Below are 17992 nucleotides of genomic sequence, written 5' to 3' on the forward strand. Positions count from 1 at the left end.
GCCAGCCTCTGCAGCCTCTAGGCGATTTCCGTATCGAGGACCAGCGGCCGGCCGGGGGGACCTTCGTCGAACAGCCGGTTCAGCAGCTCGGCGAGTCTGGTCGGATACACCGTCTCATGCGCCTCGGTCAGTTCCCGGTACGTCCACCAGCGCGCTCCGGCGACACTACGGCGTTCCAGGTCGGTCAGGCCCGCCTCGTTGATCTCCGGTCGCACCGTCGAGGAAGCCGTGCGCGCCAGGAAGTACCACTCGTCCTGGTCCCAGCGCCGCCCGTCGAACGGGAACGAGCAGATCCGCTGCCACAGCACGGGACCCAGCTCCACGTCGGTGATGCCGGTCTCCTCCGCGAGTTCCCGCAGCGCCGCCTGTTCACGCGTCTCGTCGCCCTCCAGACCGCCGCCCGGCGTGAACCACCAGTCGTCCGCCCTGTCGCCGGGCTCGTGCCCGTGCAGCAGCAGTACGCGGTTCTCCGGGTCGAGCAGCACGACCCGCGCCACCCGGCGCAAGGCGTGCCCCTGCTCAGGCACGGACCGGCTCCGAGTCCCTGGTGCGGGACCGCCGCGCCCGCCTGGCGATGGGCCCGTACGCGGCGCCCGCAAGGACGAGGACCGCTCCCGCGACGACGGCCGTCACCACAGGAGTGAGCGGTCCCGGCTGCGAGATCCCACCGGGCAGCGCCTCGAAAGCGGTGGGCTTCTCCAGCATGCCGAAACCGTCCATCGGCCAGGCCACCGCGTCCACCCGGGCCCGCACGGCGCCGCGCTCCACCGAGCCGTGGTCGGCGTCGCCGAGGTGGACGGTGGAGTCGAGGGACCCGCTGCGCTCGTCGCCAAGCAGGAACAGTCGGCCCTTGGGGACGGTCGTGGACTTGATACCGGTGAGCGCGGCGTTGGTACCGGTCGGCAGATACGGTTCTTCAATCTTCTTGCCGTTGACCGTCAGCTTGCCGTCCGTGCAGCAGGCGACCTCATCGCCGCCGATGCCGACGACGCGCTTGACCATCGGCATGTCGCCCCAGGTGGCCTCCTGGAAGACGACGACGTCACCACGCTTGACCTCGCTGCCGTCGATGCGCTGGGCGAGGACGCGGTCGCCCGCGCCGATCGTCGGCGACATCGAGTCGGTGGGCACCGTGTACGGCTGGTAGACGATGGCGCCCCATACGAATCCGCCGAGGAACAGCACACAGCCGAGGCCCACGGCTATGCCCGACAGCGTGCTGCCGACCCCGCCGTGGCCCTCGCCCGTACGACGTGTCCTGCTCATCCCAGTTGCTCCCCGCGTCGGAGAAATCGATCTCCGGGGTCCGGCCTCGGAACGGCGCGGACCACGGAAGATCGGCGATCTGGGACGGCACCCTACCCGGCGGTTTCGGTGGCAGAAACCCTGGTGTTCCCCTCGGTAAGGCGCTGGTTGATCTTGCGCCTGCGCCACAGGACGAACGGCACCGCGCCCGCGAGCCCGAGCGCGCCCGGGGCCGCGCCCGCCGCGGCGTTGATGCCCGGCTGGTCGAAGGTGTCCGGCACCGGCAGTGTCGACCAGTGCGTGGGCGGCCAGGCGACGACGATGGCACGGCCCACGACGTTGTCGACCGGCACGAAGCCACTGTTCTTGTCGCTCTGGTGGTAGCGGGAGTCCATCGAGTCCTGGCGGTGGTCGCCCATGACCCAAACTTTGCCTTCAGGAACCTTCACCTTGAAGGTCCCGCCCACGTTGTCAGCGGTGCACGGGGTGTTGCCCGCGTACACGTACGGCTCGCTGAGCGCATTGCCGTTGACCTTGAGCGGGCCCGTGCCGTTGCACTCGATGGTGTCGCCACCGACGCCGACGACACGCTTGATGAGGTCCTTCTCGTCGGCGGACGGCATCAGACCGACCCAGCTGAGAACCTGCTGCACCGCGTTCGGCTCCGGCGTCGGCTCGCCCTCCAGCCACCCGTCCGGGTCGTGGAAGACGATGACCTCGCCGCGCTCGGGCTCCGAGCCGAACCACGGAGTGAGCTTGTCGACGAGCACACGGTCGCCGATCTGCAGCGTGTTCTCCATCGAAGCCGACGGGATCGAGAACGCCTGGACCAGGAACGTCTTGATCACCAACGCGAGGACGAGGGCGATGACGATGAGGAGCGGCAGCTCCTTCCAGAAGGAGCGGGGCTTCTTCTGCTTGCTCGCGGCCTCGTCGCTCCCGGATCCCGCCGCACTCCCTGGTGCCGGCTCCATCGCGTCACCCTCCTCGGGGACGCGATCCGTCACGGCCGGACTCGCCGCGTCGTCGGATCGCCCGGGCTGCTCCTCGGGTCCATGCCCTGACCGTGCGCCGACCGCCAAGTCCCCCACATCCACTCCTCACTCCGTGCCGCTGCCTGATCCCTACGCGATGCAGGCCCACCATTCCCATAACGAGCGGGAGTTCCGCAGGGGTCGGGAGGGGGATCGATCCGTCCGAATTCGGTGCCTTCGAACTCGATACGGCGCTGTTCGCGGTAGCCAGCCTATGCGACGTACCGACGGCCGCGGCCGACCCGTCGCCATGCGCGTCGGCCACCGCCGCGAACGTGTCCGGCTCCGCCAGTCCTGTCCAGTGCCCGACGGGCCACACGATCCACCGGGCGCGGCCGACCACGGACTCCTCGGAGACCGTCCCGTTGAACTTGTCGGTGAGGTGATAGCGCGAGTCCGCGGAGTTCGCGCGGTGGTCCCCCATCATGAACAGCCGCCCCTCGGGCACCTTCACCGAGAAGTCGAACTTGGAGGGGGCGTTGCCCGGGTGAATGTACGAAGTCTCGTTCAGCGGGACCCCGTTGACCGTGACGCGGCCCTGCTTGTCGCAGCACTTCACGGTGTCGCCGCCGACCCCGACGACGCGCTTGATGAGGTCGCGCTCATTGTCCGACGGCAACAGGCCGATCCAGGTCAGGCCCGTCTTGATCTGCTTGACACCGACCGGGGCCTCCTTCGTCGGGCCGGTCTCCTGCTCGAGCCACTTTCCGGGATCCCGGAAGACGACGACATCACCGCGCTGCACCTTCGCGCCGAACCACGGGGTGAGCTTGTCGACGACGACGCGGTCACCGATCTTGATCGTCTGCTCCATGGAGCCCGACGGGATCACGAAGGCCTGTATGAGGAACGTCTTCAGGACGAGCGCGATGAGCAGGGCCACGCCTATGAGGAGGGGTATCTCCTTGATCGCGGAGCGCCGTCTGCGCCGCTTCACCTTGCGGGCGAGTTTGCGTCGCTCGGCGCGGCCGGGCAGCGGCTGGTCGCTGGTGGGCCGGCTTCCGGTGGGCAGCTGGTCGTCGGAGGCGTGGCCGGCGCGTGCCTTCCCACGCCTACCCATGGGCACCGCCGGGTGTGGGCACGCGCGCGTAGACGTCAGCACGCGACAAGGAGTGCCAGTGTCCGGCGGGCCAGGCGATCCACTGAGCCCTGCCGATCACCCGGTCGACCGGGATGTAACCGCCGCCGGGAGCGCCCAGGTAGTCGCGGGAGTCGCGGCTGTCACTGCGGTGGTCGCCGAGCAGAAAGAGGGTTCCGTCGGGAACTTCAATGTCGAACGGCACTTCCGAAGGGGCGTCTCCCGCGTGCAACAAGGAGCGCTCGTTCACGGACTCCCCGTTCACCTCGATCCTCCCCTTGCTGTCGCAGCAGACCACGCGGTCGCCCCCTACGCCGACGACACGCTTGATGTAGTCGGCATCACCGAAGTACCCGCTGCCGTCGAAGACGACCACGTCCCCCCGCCCCGGTTCGGCACCGAAACGGTACGCCAACTTATTTACGAGAACGCGGTCCCCGACCCTCAACGTGCTCTCCATGGAGCTGCTGGGAATCTGGAACGGCTGCATCACGAAGACGCTGAACGCCAAGAGGAACGCCATGCACGCAAGCAGCGTCAGCGTGACGCGGCCGCCCGGCAGCCAGGCGGCGACCCCGGACAGCAAAGAGGAGCGCGACCGGTCCTCCTCGCCCGCTGAGGTGCTCATCGAGGGCTCGGAGGAGCGATCGCGCTCCGCATGCTGTGCTTCGGTGTCCATCGTGGCCAGATGTTATCCGGCCGCGCTGTGACGCCGTCCGCGAGAGGTGATCTCGCGGGCGCGAGATCAGTTCTCGCGCTTCTCCTTGATCTTCGCGGCCTTGCCGCGCAGGTCGCGCAGGTAGTACAGCTTGGCGCGGCGGACGTCACCCTTGGTCACAAGCTCGATCTTCTCGACGATCGGCGTGTGCACCGGGAAGGTGCGCTCGACGCCCACGGAGAAGGAGACCTTGCGGACCGTGAAGGTCTCGCGGACGCCGGCGCCCTGGCGGCGGATGACTACGCCCTTGAACTGCTGCACACGGGAGCGGTTGCCCTCGATGACGCGGACGTGGACGTTGACGGTGTCACCCGGGCGGAAGGCCGGGAGGTCGCTGCGCAGCGACGCGGCGTCGACGGAGTCGAGCAGGTGAGTCATGATCGTCTGCTTTCTTCACCGATGCCACAGGTCATCGGCGGGAGGTATGCGATGAGTTTCGGTAGCTGATCGCGTCGGGCCTAGCGTCGTTCCCCCTGTGGCAGGGGCGCAGGCTGGACGTACAGCAGCGGCCTATTCTTCCACGGCCTCGGGCGTTGGCCCAAATCGCCCGTCGGGACCCGGCCGCCACCCGAGGATCGAGAGCATCTCGCGGTCCCTCTTGTCGAAGGCTTTCGGGTCCGTGCGCCGGACGAGGTCCGGCCGGTTGCGCACGGTGCGGCGCAGCGCCTCGTCCCGGCGCCAGCGCGCGATCTTGCCATGATGGCCGCTGAGGAGCACGTCCGGGATGTCCCGCCCGCGCCACTCCGGCGGCTTGGTGTAGACGGGTCCCTCCAGGAGGTTCGCCATGGCGCCGGGCGCGAAGGAGTCGTCCTGGTGCGAGGCGGCGTTGCCGAGTACGCCGGGCAGCAGGCGGGCGACCGCCTCCGTGATCACGAGCACCGCGGCTTCTCCGCCCGCGAGGACGTAGTCGCCGATGGAGACTTCGTAGACGGGCATACGGGTCGCGTACTCGTCGATGACGCGGCGGTCGATGCCCTCGTAGCGCGCGGGCGTGAAGACCAGCCAGGGCCGCTCGGAGAGCTCCACGGCGAGTTCCTGCGTGAAGGGGCGCCCGCTGGGCGTGGGGACGACCAGGACGGGCCCCCGGGCCCCGTTCTCGTACCCGTCGGCCAGTACGTCGTCGAGGGCCGCGCCCCAGGGGTCGGTCTTCATGACCATGCCGGGGCCGCCGCCGTAGGGGGTGTCGTCGACCGTGTTGTGCCGGTCGTACGTCCACTCCCTCAAGTCGTGCAGGTGGACATCGAGTTGCCCACGCGCGCGTGCCTTGCCGACGAGCGAGACGTTCAGCGGTTCGAGGTACTCGGGGAAGATCGTGACGACGTCGAGCCTCATGCGGACTCGTCCTCCGCGGCATCGGCGTCGGTGTCGGCATCGGCATCGGCGTCACGGCTGGAGACGATCTCCGCCTGGTCGTCGATGAGGCCGGGCGGCGGGGTGATGACCGCCTTCTGCTCCTCGAGGTCGATCTCGGTGACGATCTCCTCGACGAACGGGATCATGACCTCGCTGCCGTCGGGCCGCTCCACGATGAACAGGTCCTGCGAGGGCAGGTGCGAGATCTCCGTGATGCGGCCGACCTCGATGCCGTCGGCCGTGACCACGTCGAGGTCCATCAGCTGGTGGTCGTAGAACTCCTCCGGGTCCTCCGGCAGCTCCTCCGGGTCGACCTCGGCGATCAGGAGGGTGTTGCGCAGCGCCTCCGCCCCGGTCCGGTCGCTGACGCCCTCGAAGCGCAGCAGCAGCCGGCCGCTGTGGACACGGCCGGACGCGATGGTGAGCGGCCCGGTGGCGGCGGGGTCGGTGGCGAGCACCGCACCGGGGCCGAGCCGCAGCTCGGGCTCGTCGGTGCGCACCTCGATGGTGACGTCGCCCTTGATGCCGTGGGCGCGGCCGATGCGCCCGACTACCAACTGCACGATCGGTGACTCTCCTGTCATGCCTGTCATACGACTGGGCCGGTGAAACGACTAGGGCCGGGGACGGCTCGTAAGCCCTCCCCGGCCCGAGCCGGTGTTCAACTTTGTCAGCGAGCCTGGTCGACGTCGACGAGGTCGACGCGGACACCGCGGCCGCCGATGGCGCCCACGACAGTACGCAGAGCACGCGCGGTGCGGCCGTTACGGCCGATCACCTTGCCGAGGTCGTCGGGGTGAACCCTGACCTCGAGTACGCGCCCACGCCGCAGGTTGCGCGAGGCGACCTGCACGTCGTCGGGGTTGTCGACAATGCCCTTCACGAGGTGCTCAAGAGCCTCCTCGAGCATGCTCAGGCCTCGGTCGACTCGGACGCAGCCTCGGGGGCCTCGTCCTTCTTCTCAGCCTTCTTCTTCTGAGTGATGGCCTCACCCTTGGGCTCGTCGGCCGTGGCGAGCGCCTCGAAGGAGGGACGCGCCTTCTTCGGCTCGGCGACCTTCAGCGGCTCCGGGGCGGGCAGACCCTTGTGCTTCTGCCAGTCACCGGTGAGCTTCAGGATGGCCATGACCGGCTCGGTCGGCTGCGCGCCGACACTCAGCCAGTACTGCGCGCGCTCCGAGTCGACCTCGATGCGCGACGGGTTCTGCACCGGGTGGTACAGGCCGATCTCCTCGATGGCCCGGCCGTCACGGCGGGTACGGGAGTCGGCGACGACGATGCGGTAGTGAGGCGCACGGATCTTGCCCAGACGCTTCAGCTTGATCTTGACTGCCACGGAAGTGGTGTCTCCTGGTCTTGACGTGGGTGGGCACGGCGAGATTGCCGCGTGGGGTTGCGGTACCCGAGTGCCCGACGGACGCGTCAGCCGGAGGAGAGAGGGGTCCTATGCGACTGTCGAGTACAGCTAGCCATTGTGCCATACGTCGACGGGGCGGCCGAATCCTCCCCTGAGCTCCCCCACCGTGTTCGAGCAGGTGCGTTCGCGCAGGCAGGTGTTGCCTTCGGCCGCCCCACCAGTCATCGGGCCGTCAGCCCACGGCGGCTCCGACGACCTCCGGGATGCGGAACGGCTTGCCGCATCCGCCGCACATGATCGGAGCCTGGGCGAGCACCGACGGCACGACGCGGACATTGCGGCCGCAGTCGCAGACGGCCTTGACGCGGACGCCGCCCCCGGAGGAGCCGTGCCGGGCGGCCGGGCCGCGGAAGCTGCGCTTGGTGTCCGCGGCGGTCGCGACGGTGTGCGCCTTGAGGGCGCGGTGCAGTCGCTCGATGGTCTGCCGGTAGCGCTGCTTGGCCTCGGAGTTGAGTGTGACCAGTGAGAAGCCACTACTGGGGTGCGGCTCCTCGGGGTGGTCGAGGCCCAACTCCTCGGCGATGGCCAGGAATCTGCGGTTGTGGTACCGGCCGGCGCGCGAGGTGTCGCGGATTCCGCGCGCGGCAGCGATGCCATGGACTGCCTCATGGAGGAGTCGCTCGAAGGAGAGCTCGTGCCCGCAGGCGGACGACGACTCCCCGATCAGGGATTCGGGCGCGGCAAGATCCGGCAGTTCGGGGTGGTGCCGCTGAATGTCGGCCCACGCCCCTGCCAGCTCTGCGGCGAGAACAGGTGGTGTCGTGCTCACGTCGTGACAACGAGCCGGAGTGCCTCTGTGTTCCTATTCCGGGGCATCCCAAATATTTTGCACGTACCAGTCAGTTGCCGCTCATGTATCCGGACGAGGGCGGGTGCGCTGATCTGCGGAGAAGCCGCACAGCTCGCAACAAGGTGGTGCGTAGTAACACGTACGCCCGGCGCGTAGATGGACCACTCGCGCCGGGGCGTACGTATCTGTCAGCTACGCAAGGGACGTTTCAGCCGCTTCCGCATGACTACAGGTCGCTCAGTAGGCGCGTGCCACGACCGCGACGTTACCGGGTGCGTCGTCGGACTCCGGCACCGCCCCGTCCGCGGCGAGCAGACACCGTACGGACACCGCGTGCTCGGCGAGAGTCGCTTCGCCCGTCTCGCCGAGTGTCGCCCACGGGATGCGCGCCCATCCGCCGGCGGTGGCCACCTCGATCGCGTCTTCAATGGTCGCGACATCGCTCGTACGGGACTCGCGGCGCTCTCGCGATTCCTTGAGGAGCAGCGCCTGGTCCTGCTCCAGGACGGTGGGCAGCAGTGCGGCCAGGGCGTCGACGGCCACGGCTTCCTTGCCGCCGGGGATGCGGCGGACGAGCATCGCGGTGCCGCTCTCCAGGTCGCGGGGCCCGACCTCGACGCGTACGGGGACGCCCTTGAGCTCCCAGTCGACCGCGCGGCGCCCGAAGGGGGTGTCCGTACGGTCGTCGATCCGGACGCGGATGCCGGCCGCCTTCAGGGTGTCGCCGATCTCGCGGACCTTGGCGAGAACGGCCTCGTCGCCCTTGATGGCGAGCACGACGACCTGAACGGGGGCGAGCCTGGGCGGTACGCGCAGCCCCTTGTCGTCGCCGTGCATCATCACCAGGGCGCCGATCATGCGGGTCGTCGAGCCCCAGGAGGTCTGCCAGACCAGCTCCTGCTTGCCTTCCTTGGACAGGTACTGGGTGTGGAACGCCTTGGCGAAGTTCTGGCCGAGTTCGTGGCTGGTGCCCATCTGGAGGGCCTTGCCGTCGCCCATCATCCCTTCGAGGGTGAGGGTGTTGATGGCGCCGGCGAAGCGCTCCTTGGGTGTCTTGCGTCCCAGGACGACATCCATGGCGAGCACGTTCTCCATGAAGTCCGCGTAAACGTGCCGATGGATGCGTGCCGCGAAATCGCGCGCCTCCTCGTACGTCGCGTGCGCCGTATGGCCTTCCTGCCACAGGAATTCCGTCGTACGCAGGAAGAGCCGGGGGCGTAGTTCCCAACGCACCACATTGGCCCACTGGTTGATGAGCAGCGGGAGATCGCGGTAGCTCTGGACCCACTTGGCGAAGTAGTCGTTGACGATCATCTCGGAGGTGGGGCGGACGACGGCGGGCTCCTCCAGTTCCTTGCCGCCTCCGTGGGTGACCACGGCCAGCTCGGGCGCGAAGCCCTCGACGTGGTCGGCCTCCCTGGCCAGGTAGGACTGCGGGATCAGGAGCGGGAAGTACGCGTTCTGCGTGCCCGTCTCCTTGATGCGGGCGTCCATGTCCTGCTGCATCCGCTCCCACAGCCCGTAGCCGTACGGCCGGATGACCATCGTGCCGCGCACCGGGCCGTTGTCGGCCAGTTCGGCCTTGGAGATCAGGTCCTGGTACCAGCGCGGGAAGTCTTCCGCCTGGGGCGTGAGAACAGGGGCTTTGGCCATGGCGCGCATGCTACGGCGCGGGCCACGGCGCACCCGAATCCTTTTCGCCCGGATGCCCGCCCCGCCGCCTGCGGGGGCGCACGACGGTGCATGCGCGCATTGTCGGCACACCTGCCAAACACCCCCTAGACGTGACGGACGATGCGGAGTTCTCTGGCTTACGGGGGGAGTGCGAGCAGCGCGCGAAAACGGTCTTCACACCACAGCGACAACTCTCGGCATCTCTCGGCGGATTGGGGCATTTTCGATGACACCTACGCTCGTGCGGCGACACCTTCCCCACGCGGCCCCCGCGCCGCGCGTGGACCTGTGCGCACGCGCGCGTGACTGGTCAGAGATCCAGGAGCGGATGCTGGTTCCTGTCTACGAAGCGGTGTACGAGCGGCTCGAGGTCGGTTCTGGCACCCGGCTCCTGGGCCTCGACTGCGGTTCCGGCCTGGCCCTGCTCATGGCGGCCTCGCGCGGCGCCGCCGTGACCGGCGTCGAGCCCACGGAACCCGAGCGCCTGGCACTCGCCCGGGACCGGCTGCTGCCTCCTGAGGGGGAACGGCGCGGCCCTGGCGCGGCCCGGCTGACGGACGGCGGCGAGGACGGCATCACGGTCGCCGTGCCGGACGAGCCTCCGTACAACTTGATCACCGCCTTCCAACCGATCGGCTGCATGGCCGGTGACTCGGCCGGCCTGTCCACGCTTCTGGAGAGCGTGGCGCCGCTGGCGGAGCGGGGCGCATACGTGGTGCTCGTCGGGTGGGGTCCACCCGAGCGCTGCACCTCGTCGTCCGTCCTACGGGTGGCCACAAAACTCGCCGACCCGCTACGTAGTACGGGCAGTTGGCGGCCCGCTCTGAGGGACGACCTGGAAGAAGTGGCTCAGCGGGCAGGGCTGCGACCCGACGGCTCGGGACGTGTGGCGTGCCCCTTCGGGTACGCGGACGCGGAGAGCGCGGTGCGCGGTCTGTTGTCCACCGGGCTGTTCGACGCGGCGGTGGGTGCGACGGATCTGGCGCAGGTGGACAAGGAGGTGACCGAGGCGCTGCAACCGTATGTGCGCTCGGACGGCACCGTATGGATGCCGAACGTCTTCCGGTACTTGATTGCCCGTACGCCGTGAATCACTGATGCAGCGCGCCTGGTCCGCCTTGTTGCGGCGCGCTCAGTAGTTGTCGGCCAGGCGCGTTCAGTCCTTGGCGAGGCGGGTGATGCCTGCGACCCGGTAGGCGTGTGCTTCTTCGAGGGTCTCGTTCTCCAGCAGTGCGGCGGCGAGCGCGTCCAGCTTGTCGCGGTTCTCTCGGAGTTTGTCACATGCCTCCTGGTAGCACTCGTCCACGATGCGGCGCATCTCGCCGTCGATCGTGTCGAGGGTGTCGGGGGCGGCGGCGAGCCCGTAGGCCTGCTGGGCGTCGTTCGGGAGGGCCGATAGGCGGCCGACCTTCTCGCTCATGCCCCAGCGGGCGACCATGCCGCGGGCGATGTTGGTGACCTGTTCGAGGTCGTTCTCGGCACCCGTCGTGATGACCCCGTAGACGACCTGTTCGGCCGCCATGCCTCCGAGGGCTCCGATGATGCGGCCACGAAGGTACTCCTCCGTGTACGCGTATCTGTCGGCGTCCGGGGTGGACAGCGTCACGCCCAGCGCCCTGCCGCGCGGCACGATGGTGATCTTGCGGACCGGGTCGGCGCCGGGCCTGAGCATGCCCAGAAGGGCGTGCCCGCTCTCGTGGTACGCCGTGCGGCGGCGCTCCTCGTCCGGCATCACCAGGGGCCGTTCGGCGCCGAGCTGGACCTTCTCCAGCGCTTCGGAGAGGTCGGTCTGGGTGACCTGCTCCTGCTTGCGCTTGACGGCGAGGAGAGCGGCTTCGTTGGTGAGGTTGGCGAGATCGGCGCCGGTCATGCCCGGTGTCGTGCGCGCGACCTGGGAGAGGTCCACGTCGGAGGCGAGCGGGATCTCACGGGAGTGGATCTTGAGGATGGCCTCACGGCCGCCGCGATCGGGCGGCGAGACGTTGACGACGCGGTCGAAGCGGCCCGGCCGGGTGAGAGCGGGGTCGAGGACGTCGGCGCGGTTGGTGGCGGCGATGACGATGACGCCCTCGGAGCCGGTGAACCCGTCCATCTCGGTGAGGATCTGGTTCAGGGTCTGCTCGCGCTCGTCGTGGCCGCCCATGCCGCTGCCGCCGCCCCGGGCGCGGCCGATGGTGTCGATCTCGTCGATGAAGATGATCGACGGGGCGACCTTGCGGGCCTCGGCGAAGAGTTCCCGGACGCGCGAGGCGCCGACGCCGACGATCATCTCGATGAACTCGGAGGCGGAGGCCGAGAAGAACGGCACGCCAGCCTCACCCGCCACCGCGCGCGCGAGCAGCGTTTTTCCGGTGCCGGGCGGGCCCGCGAGAAGGACGCCACGCGGCATCTTGGCGCCCATCTTGCGGTAGGCCTCGGGGTTCATGAGGAAGTCGACGACGTCGTTGAGCTCGCCCTCGACCTCGTCGATACCGGCGACGTCCTCGAAGGTGGTGCGTTTCTTGCCGGGTTCCAGCTCGACCGGTTTGGGCGGCTGTTTGCGGCCGAGCATGCCGCCGGCGCCGCCCATGCCCTGGCTCATGCGCCGCGCGATGAAGATCCACAGGAAGACGAGGAGCAGCATCGGGGCGAGCGAGATGAGCAGGTTGGAGAGGAAGCTGCGCTCCTGGACAACCGGTTCGGCCGTCACGGTCACATCGTGCTTCTCCAGGTTCGCCCAGAGGTCGTCGTCGGCGAACGACGGCCGCTGTGTCGTGAACTTCGTGTATTTCTTGCCGCCGCTGTCGCTGTCGTCCGGGGTGGGCTGCTCCTTCTTGAGCTGTCCCTGGATCGCGTCACCCTTGGCGTAGATCTTGGTGACGTTGTCGTCGGCGACCTGCTTGCTGAACTCGGTGTACGAGATCGTCGGCTCGTCGCCCTGGTTGAAGAACGACAGGATCAGATTGGCGACGAGGTAGACGACCAGGGCCGTGAGGATGAGCCCGCCCCAGCCGCCGGGCATCTTCCGCTTGGGTGTCTGCGGGGGCGGCGGCGGTGCTCCCTCGGAGCGCCAGGGCTGATCGGTCCGGTCGCGCGGGGGTACGGGGTCAGCCACGCCTGTTCTCCTTGGAGCCAATCAAAACCCTTATAGCCACTCAGAAGCCTTGGGCCCATGACCGCACAGATCACGGACCCTTGCCAGTATCCAGAATCCTGGTTACTGTCTGAGTTGTGAACGGTTTCGACGATCGCTTCCTGACGCGCAACGGGCTCGCGGCCCGACAGCTCGCGGTCCTGCTCATGGGCCACGAGCGGGACACGCGGCTGCCGCGTGTGAAGGACTTCGCCCAGGAACTGGGCTGCGGGAACGGCACCGTGCAGGCGGCACTGCGCCTCCTTGAGGAGTCGGGCGGTATCGCGACGGCGGCCCGGGGCCATCTGGGCACCTTCCTGGTCCGCTCGGATCGCGCCATACTGTGGCGCCTCTCCGGACTCGGCACCTTGCTGGCCGCGATGCCACTCCCCTACTCGCGCCGCTACGAAGGACTGGCCACAGGCCTGCGCGCCGCCTTCGAAGAAGCCGGTACGCCTTTTGCCATCACCTTCATGCGAGGTGCCGGCGACCGTACCGCCGCTCTTCTTGAAGGCAAGGTCGACCTGGTGGTCCTGTCGCGCTTCGCGGCCGACGGACTGGTCGAGCAGCACAAGGACCAGTTGGCGCTCGTCGCCGACCTGGGACCGGCCACCTATGTAGGCGCGCACGGATTCCTGGTGCGCGAGGGCGTCTCACTGGACGCTCCCGGTCTGCGGGTCGCTGTCGACCACGCCTCGGAGGACCAGCGGATGCTGGCGGAGCGGGCCTTCGCGGGACGCGACGACATCCAGTGGGTCGAATCGTCGTACATGCAGCTGCGCGACCTGTTCGCACAGAAGCAGGCCGATGCCACCGTCTGGAACCTCGACGAGGTGCAGGGGCGGCTCGGCATGGAGGTGGACGTACTGCCTCTGGGTGACGAGGTCACCCGCGATCTGGCGCTGCGCAACTCCAGTGCGGCGATCATCGGCAGGACCGAGGGCGCGAAGGCGCTGTCCGCAGTGCGGGACGCCCTCGACCTGTCCCAGGTGGCGCAGCTTCAGTCCGAGGTGCTGCGAGGCGAGCGCATCCCTTCGTACTGACGCGAGTCGGTCAGGGCGAGTCCCGAACTTGAGGACTTTCGTCCCGGCTCAAAATCCAAAATCCCGGTTACTGTCTCGCTGAGGAGGTCCCATGGACGACCAACTAGCCCTCCGCATCCGACTGTTCCGCGAGGGCGGCCAGGTCGCACCGGAGGTCGCCGACTTCGTCACCGCTGAACTGACGGCCCTGGAGAACGAGGGCCGCACCGTCACGGAGGAGAGCGCCGGGATGCTCACCAGCCATCTGATGATGGCGCTCACCCGGCTCATCGGCGGTGCCCCGATCACGGAGTTCCTCACGGACGAGCAGGTCGCCGCCGAACTGGCGGACCACCCCGAGGCCGTGGAGCGTGCCCGGCGCGTCTCCGCCCGGGCGCGCACGGAACTCGGAGCGACCCTGCCCGAGTCGGAGATCAACTTCCTGGCCATGCACCTCGCCGTTCTGGCGCAGCAGCCGTCCCACTGAGCCCAACCAGGTCCCACCGGGTCCTACGAAAGAAGGAACCAGTCATGACGAAGATCCTCACCGGCGGCGTCGGCAAGGTCGAAGTGGCGAACACGGTCAAGGAGCTGGGGCTCGACGGCGTCGAGGTCACCCTCTCCAGCGACATGGACGCGGCGATGAAGCTGCGCGCCGGGCAGGCCGACTACTTCCTGGGCACCTGTCACACCGGCGCCGGAGCCTCCCTCGGCGTACTCGTCGGCCTGATGGGGCAGCCCGCCTGTCACACCTTCGGGCGCGGCGTGCCGACCGAGGACGAGGTCAACGCCCTGCTGGCGGACGGCAAGAAGGTGTTCGGCTTCTCCATGGACCAGATCGACCGGATCGCACCGCTGATCGCCCGGGCGATCGCGGCCCGCTCGTAACCGCGTAGGGCACCGCCATGAACACCTCGACGGGTACCGTCATCGCCGCCGGCGCGAACCTCGACTTCACGCTCGCGCAGCAGCTCACCGTGATCGCCCTGTGCGCGCTGACCGCGTTCACCTCGCACATGGCCCTGGCCGTCTTCAACGACGGCGTACGCCCCTTCATGCTCGACTTCATCCAGGGGCGGTCCACCCGCAGCGCCACCACGGCGGTCTCCTTCGGCCTGTCCGCCGGGTTCATCTTCGGCCTGGGCGCGCCGATGGCCCTGTCCACAGGGGTCCTCAACCCGTGGCTGGTGTTCCTGCCCACCGACATCCTGGGCATCCTGGCGCCCAAGAAGTGGCTCGCGCCGATCCTGGGCGGGGCCTGGGGCGCGGTCGTCGTCTTCGGTCTGAACGGCGCCAACAATCTCGCGCACGACCTGCCCGTCGACTTCCTGACCGCGATGCAGCAGATGTCGACGCCGATCCTGTTCCTGTTCACGCTGTTCCCGGTGCTCGCGATCACCAAGCAGTTCGGGCGCAAGTGGGGCGGGATCGCGGGCGTCGCCGAACTGGCCCTGGTCGTCATGACCATGAAGCTGTGGCCCAAGGTTTTCGCGGGCGCCATCGCCATGGCCGTCGGCGTCCTCCTGCTGATCGCCCTCGCGGTCGCCAAGGACCTCAAGCAGCGCAAGGCGGACCGGGCGAACGAGGTCGAGGAGATCGCCCTCGCCGACGACCCGATGGCCTCCCTGTTCAGTGCGAGCGCGGCCCGGCTGCGCCGGTACCTGCCGCTGTTCATGGTGCTCGGCGCGGGTGTCTGCGTCCTGGCTCAGATGCACATATTCGGCGGTGGCGAGGCGACCAGCTTCCTGATCGCCAAGGGGCAGTACGGAGAGGCCGCTCAGGTCGACTTCTACCGCGTCTTCGGCTTCATCCCGCTGATCGCGACCACGGCCCTGGCCTCCGGCGCCTACGGCATCGCGGGCTTCACGCTCGTCTACCCCATCGGCTACCTGATGCCGAACCCGTTCCTCGCGGCCGTCGTCGGCGCCCTCGTCTTCGCGGCCGAGGTGCTCGCCCTGTCGTACATCGGCAAGTTCCTCGGCAAGCTGCCGAGTGTGCGTGATTCGTCGGAGCACCTGCGCAGCGCGATCTCCGACACGCTGCAACTGGCGATCCTGTTCGGTTCGTTGATGGCGGCGAACGCGATGGGAGCGGGGCTCGGCATCCTCATCGTGGGCGGGTTGTACCTGCTGAACGAGGCGATGGGCCGGCCGGTGGTACGGATGGCGGCGGCGCCCGCGGCCGTGATCGTCGGCGGCATCGCGCTCAACGTCCTGTACTGGCTCGACCTGTTCACCCCGCTCAAGGCGTGAGCGGGGTGCCACCGACGCGGCGTCGCTCCGCCGCTCGATCCACCAAGCTCCCCGAGTTTTCACGCTCTGTGAAACTCTTCCCATCTTTCGTCACTCTCCGTGGAACTTTTGCGGAACGCGAACCGTTGAGGAGGTGAGCGGCCGACGACCGAGGCCGACAGCACCACCCGGCCCGCCGGGGTCAGCACGCGGAAAGGAACACCCCCACCATGCACACGAGCACCCTTCACACCGTCACGGGCCCCCTTTCCTACGAGGCCGTCCGCGGCCCCGTCCTCGCCCATGAGCACCTCGTCCTCGACCTGGACCTCAAGGGCGACGGCGGCGCCGTCCTCGACGCGGAACGGCACGGCCCGGCGGTCACCGCCGAACTCGCCGACCTGCGCGAGAAGTTCGACCTCTCCCTCGTCATCGATCTGACCTGCCGCGGGATGGGGCGTGACCCACGCGCACTCGCCGCCGTGGCGCGTGAGGCAGGGGTCGCGGTCGTCGCTGCCACCGGCTGGTACTACGAGCCCTTCCATACGCCGGAGTTGGCCTCGATGAGCGTGGAGGAGCTCGCGGGAAGCCTCGTGCGCGAGATCGAGGGCGGTTTCGACGCCGACGGCATCCGGCCCGGTGTCCTCGGCGAGGTCGGCAGCCACGGCGACGTGCCCAGCGCACCCGAGACCCGTTCGCTGCGGGCCGCCGCCCGGGCCGCCGTCGCCACAAGCCTGTCCGTCGCCACCCACGCCCAGCTCGGACGCGGCGGCCTCGCACAGCTGGAGCTGCTCACCGCGGAAGGGCTTCCCGCGCACCGCGTCTCCATCGGACACCAGGACCTCCTGGACGATCCGGCGGTGCACAAGGAGCTGGCGGGAAGAGGCGCGTACGTCGCGTTCGACACGGTCGGCAAGGAGAGCTACCAGAGCGATGACACCCGGCTGCGGCTCCTGCTCGCCCTCCTCGAGGCGGGCCACGCCGACCGGGCCCTGCTCAGCTGCGACATCTCCCGGCACGGATATCTGGTGTCGGAGGGCGGTCAGGGCTACGGACACCTGTTCCGGTCGTTCCTGCCGCGCCTTCGGGCCGCCGGGGTCGACGACGACCTGATCGACCTGATGACACGGCGCAACCCCCTGCGCTTCCTGACCGGCGCGAGCACGGAGGAGATCTGACCATGCCACCGCTTCCGACGACGTCTCCCGCGCCCCCGCCTTCCTTGCCGACGACCTACCCGCTCGCCACCGTTCCCGTCGAGGAGGCCGCGGCCCGGCAGTTCCGGCTCCTGGAGTGCACGGCCGCGCACTTCCAGGGCGCCGAGCTGTTCGCCGCGGACGCGGGTGTGGTGCCCGGCCTCGGCCGACCGCGGACCACCGCCCAGGTGGAGGCCGTACTCGCCGAGTTCTTCGGCGCCGAGGACGCCGCCCTCGTCCAGGGCGCGGGCACGGGTGCCATCCGGGCCGCACTGAGCGCGGCGGTGAGCGCGGGCGATCCGCTGCTCATCCATCGCGCCCCCGTCTACCGCACCACCGAAGTCACCCTGCGCGGCCTCGGCGTACAGACGCACGAGGTCGACTTCAACGACAGCGAGGCGCTGCGCGCCGCCCTCACCTCCGGCCGGTTCCGCTGGGCCTACGTGCAGCACACACGCCAGCGGCTCGGCGACTCGTACGACCCGGGTGAAGTGCTGGCCGCCTGCCGGACCGCCGGGGTGCGCAGCATCGTCGACGACAACTACGCGGTGATGCGCGTCCCCGCCTCGGGGGTCGAGCTGGGCGCCGACGCCTCCTGTTTCTCCCTGTTCAAGCTGCACGGCCCTGAGGGGGTGGGCGTCGTGGTCGGCACCCGCGATCTCGTCGAGCACGTCCGCGCGGACAACTACTCGGGAGGCGGCCAGGTCCAGGGCCACCAGGCGCTCGACGCGCTGCGCGCGCTCACGCACGTGCCGGTGATGTGGGCGTTGCAGTCGAGGGTCGGCGCGGAGGTGGCCGAGCGCCTCGCGGCCGGAGAGGTGCCGGGCGTCGCCGAAGTACGGATCGCCAACGCGCAGGACCGCTGCCTGCTGGTCCGGCTCGACCGGCCCGTCGCGCGCGAGCTGCCCGCCGTGGCGGCGGGGTTCGGGGCGGCTCCCTACCCGGTGGGCTCGAACTCCCGGTACGAGATCGCGCCGCTCTTCTACCGCATGTCCAGCTCCGCCCTCGACGACGCCCCGGAGCTCGCCGACTGGACGGTCCGGATCAATCCGATGCGCGCGGGCGCCGACCTGGTGGTCTCCATCCTGCGCCGCTCGCTCCACGAACTCAGCAAGGACTGACC

The 17992-nt window shown here is 69.0% G+C and carries 20 protein-coding genes; 7 read left to right on the forward strand and 13 right to left on the reverse strand.

The window, feature by feature from the left end; all coding sequences use genetic code 11:
• Window positions 1–17: 17 nt before the first annotated feature.
• From ABD366_RS24935 to proS, 12 genes are all read right to left on the reverse strand, one after another.
• Window positions 18–527 carry an NUDIX hydrolase gene (locus ABD366_RS24935; RefSeq protein WP_324767390.1) on the reverse strand — a complete coding sequence of 170 codons (510 nt, stop codon included), beginning with the start codon at window positions 525–527 and terminating at the stop codon, window positions 18–20.
• Complete coding sequence (lepB, locus tag ABD366_RS24940; protein ID WP_324767391.1) at window positions 520–1266, reverse strand: signal peptidase I; 747 nt, start codon at window positions 1264–1266, stop codon at window positions 520–522. The genes ABD366_RS24935 and lepB (ABD366_RS24940) overlap by 8 nt, the downstream gene beginning before the upstream one ends.
• Window positions 1267–1358: 92 nt before the next feature.
• Entirely contained in the window at window positions 1359–2219 is an 861-nt protein-coding gene (gene lepB / locus ABD366_RS24945; RefSeq protein ID WP_411293651.1) for a signal peptidase I, read from the reverse strand.
• A 4-nt stretch (window positions 2220–2223) separates the two neighbouring features.
• Window positions 2224–3339 carry a signal peptidase I gene (gene lepB / locus ABD366_RS24950; protein ID WP_324767393.1) on the reverse strand — a complete coding sequence of 372 codons (1116 nt, stop codon included), beginning with the start codon at window positions 3337–3339 and terminating at the stop codon, window positions 2224–2226.
• The gene (lepB, locus tag ABD366_RS24955) at window positions 3332–4036 is read right to left on the reverse strand and encodes a signal peptidase I (RefSeq protein ID WP_324767394.1); all 705 of its coding nucleotides are present in this window, start codon (window positions 4034–4036) and stop codon (window positions 3332–3334) included. Before lepB (ABD366_RS24955) ends, lepB (ABD366_RS24950) begins: the two co-directional genes overlap by 8 nt.
• A gap of 66 nt (window positions 4037–4102) precedes the next feature.
• Entirely contained in the window at window positions 4103–4453 is a 351-nt protein-coding gene (rplS, locus tag ABD366_RS24960; protein WP_164303143.1) for a 50S ribosomal protein L19, read from the reverse strand.
• Window positions 4454–4585: 132 nt separating this feature from the next.
• Complete coding sequence (gene trmD, locus ABD366_RS24965) at window positions 4586–5407, reverse strand: tRNA (guanosine(37)-N1)-methyltransferase TrmD (RefSeq protein WP_324767396.1); 822 nt, start codon at window positions 5405–5407, stop codon at window positions 4586–4588.
• On the reverse strand, window positions 5404–5991 hold the full coding sequence (gene rimM / locus ABD366_RS24970) for a ribosome maturation factor RimM (protein WP_324767398.1): 588 nt from the start codon (window positions 5989–5991) through the stop codon (window positions 5404–5406). The genes trmD and rimM overlap by 4 nt, the downstream gene beginning before the upstream one ends.
• 107 nt (window positions 5992–6098) lie before the next feature.
• Window positions 6099–6338: an RNA-binding protein gene (locus tag ABD366_RS24975; protein WP_324767399.1), complete on the reverse strand. Its 240-nt coding sequence runs from the start codon at window positions 6336–6338 to the stop codon at window positions 6099–6101.
• A gap of 2 nt (window positions 6339–6340) precedes the next feature.
• The gene (gene rpsP / locus ABD366_RS24980; protein ID WP_324767400.1) at window positions 6341–6763 is read right to left on the reverse strand and encodes a 30S ribosomal protein S16; all 423 of its coding nucleotides are present in this window, start codon (window positions 6761–6763) and stop codon (window positions 6341–6343) included.
• A gap of 253 nt (window positions 6764–7016) precedes the next feature.
• Window positions 7017–7613, reverse strand: coding sequence for a hypothetical protein (locus ABD366_RS24985; RefSeq protein WP_324767402.1), 597 nt, complete (start codon window positions 7611–7613; stop codon window positions 7017–7019).
• A 258-nt stretch (window positions 7614–7871) separates the two neighbouring features.
• The gene (gene proS / locus ABD366_RS24990; protein WP_324767403.1) at window positions 7872–9287 is read right to left on the reverse strand and encodes a proline--tRNA ligase; all 1416 of its coding nucleotides are present in this window, start codon (window positions 9285–9287) and stop codon (window positions 7872–7874) included.
• A 247-nt stretch (window positions 9288–9534) separates the two neighbouring features.
• Here proS and ABD366_RS24995 point away from each other — a divergent pair, with 247 nt between their 5' ends.
• Window positions 9535–10398, forward strand: coding sequence for an SAM-dependent methyltransferase (locus tag ABD366_RS24995; RefSeq protein WP_324767405.1), 864 nt, complete (start codon window positions 9535–9537; stop codon window positions 10396–10398).
• Window positions 10399–10464: 66 nt separating this feature from the next.
• Here ABD366_RS24995 and ftsH read toward each other — a convergent pair whose 3' ends face one another.
• Window positions 10465–12402: an ATP-dependent zinc metalloprotease FtsH gene (gene ftsH / locus ABD366_RS25000; protein ID WP_324767406.1), complete on the reverse strand. Its 1938-nt coding sequence runs from the start codon at window positions 12400–12402 to the stop codon at window positions 10465–10467.
• Between the two features lie 116 nt (window positions 12403–12518).
• Here ftsH and yhfZ point away from each other — a divergent pair, with 116 nt between their 5' ends.
• The 6 genes from yhfZ (at window position 12519) to ABD366_RS25030 (ending at window position 17990) form a co-directional block, all read left to right on the forward strand.
• Complete coding sequence (gene yhfZ, locus ABD366_RS25005) at window positions 12519–13463, forward strand: GntR family transcriptional regulator YhfZ (RefSeq protein WP_324767407.1); 945 nt, start codon at window positions 12519–12521, stop codon at window positions 13461–13463.
• 91 nt (window positions 13464–13554) lie between these two features.
• A complete protein-coding gene (locus tag ABD366_RS25010; protein ID WP_324767408.1) occupies window positions 13555–13929 on the forward strand; it encodes a PRD domain-containing protein in 375 nt (124 codons plus the stop codon).
• Between the two features lie 44 nt (window positions 13930–13973).
• Complete coding sequence (locus ABD366_RS25015) at window positions 13974–14330, forward strand: DUF2620 domain-containing protein (protein ID WP_324767409.1); 357 nt, start codon at window positions 13974–13976, stop codon at window positions 14328–14330.
• A gap of 17 nt (window positions 14331–14347) precedes the next feature.
• On the forward strand, window positions 14348–15694 hold the full coding sequence (locus ABD366_RS25020; protein ID WP_324767410.1) for a YhfT family protein: 1347 nt from the start codon (window positions 14348–14350) through the stop codon (window positions 15692–15694).
• Between the two features lie 209 nt (window positions 15695–15903).
• Window positions 15904–16851, forward strand: a complete 948-nt coding sequence (locus ABD366_RS25025) for a phosphotriesterase family protein (protein WP_324767411.1) — start codon at window positions 15904–15906, stop codon at window positions 16849–16851.
• A gap of 2 nt (window positions 16852–16853) precedes the next feature.
• Window positions 16854–17990, forward strand: coding sequence for an aminotransferase class V-fold PLP-dependent enzyme (locus tag ABD366_RS25030; RefSeq protein ID WP_324767412.1), 1137 nt, complete (start codon window positions 16854–16856; stop codon window positions 17988–17990).
• The last annotated feature ends 2 nt before the right edge of the window (window positions 17991–17992 follow it).

The organism is Streptomyces kunmingensis, assembly GCF_039533535.1.
In the GTDB taxonomy this organism is placed as follows: Bacteria; Actinomycetota; Actinomycetes; order Streptomycetales; family Streptomycetaceae; genus Streptomyces; species Streptomyces kunmingensis.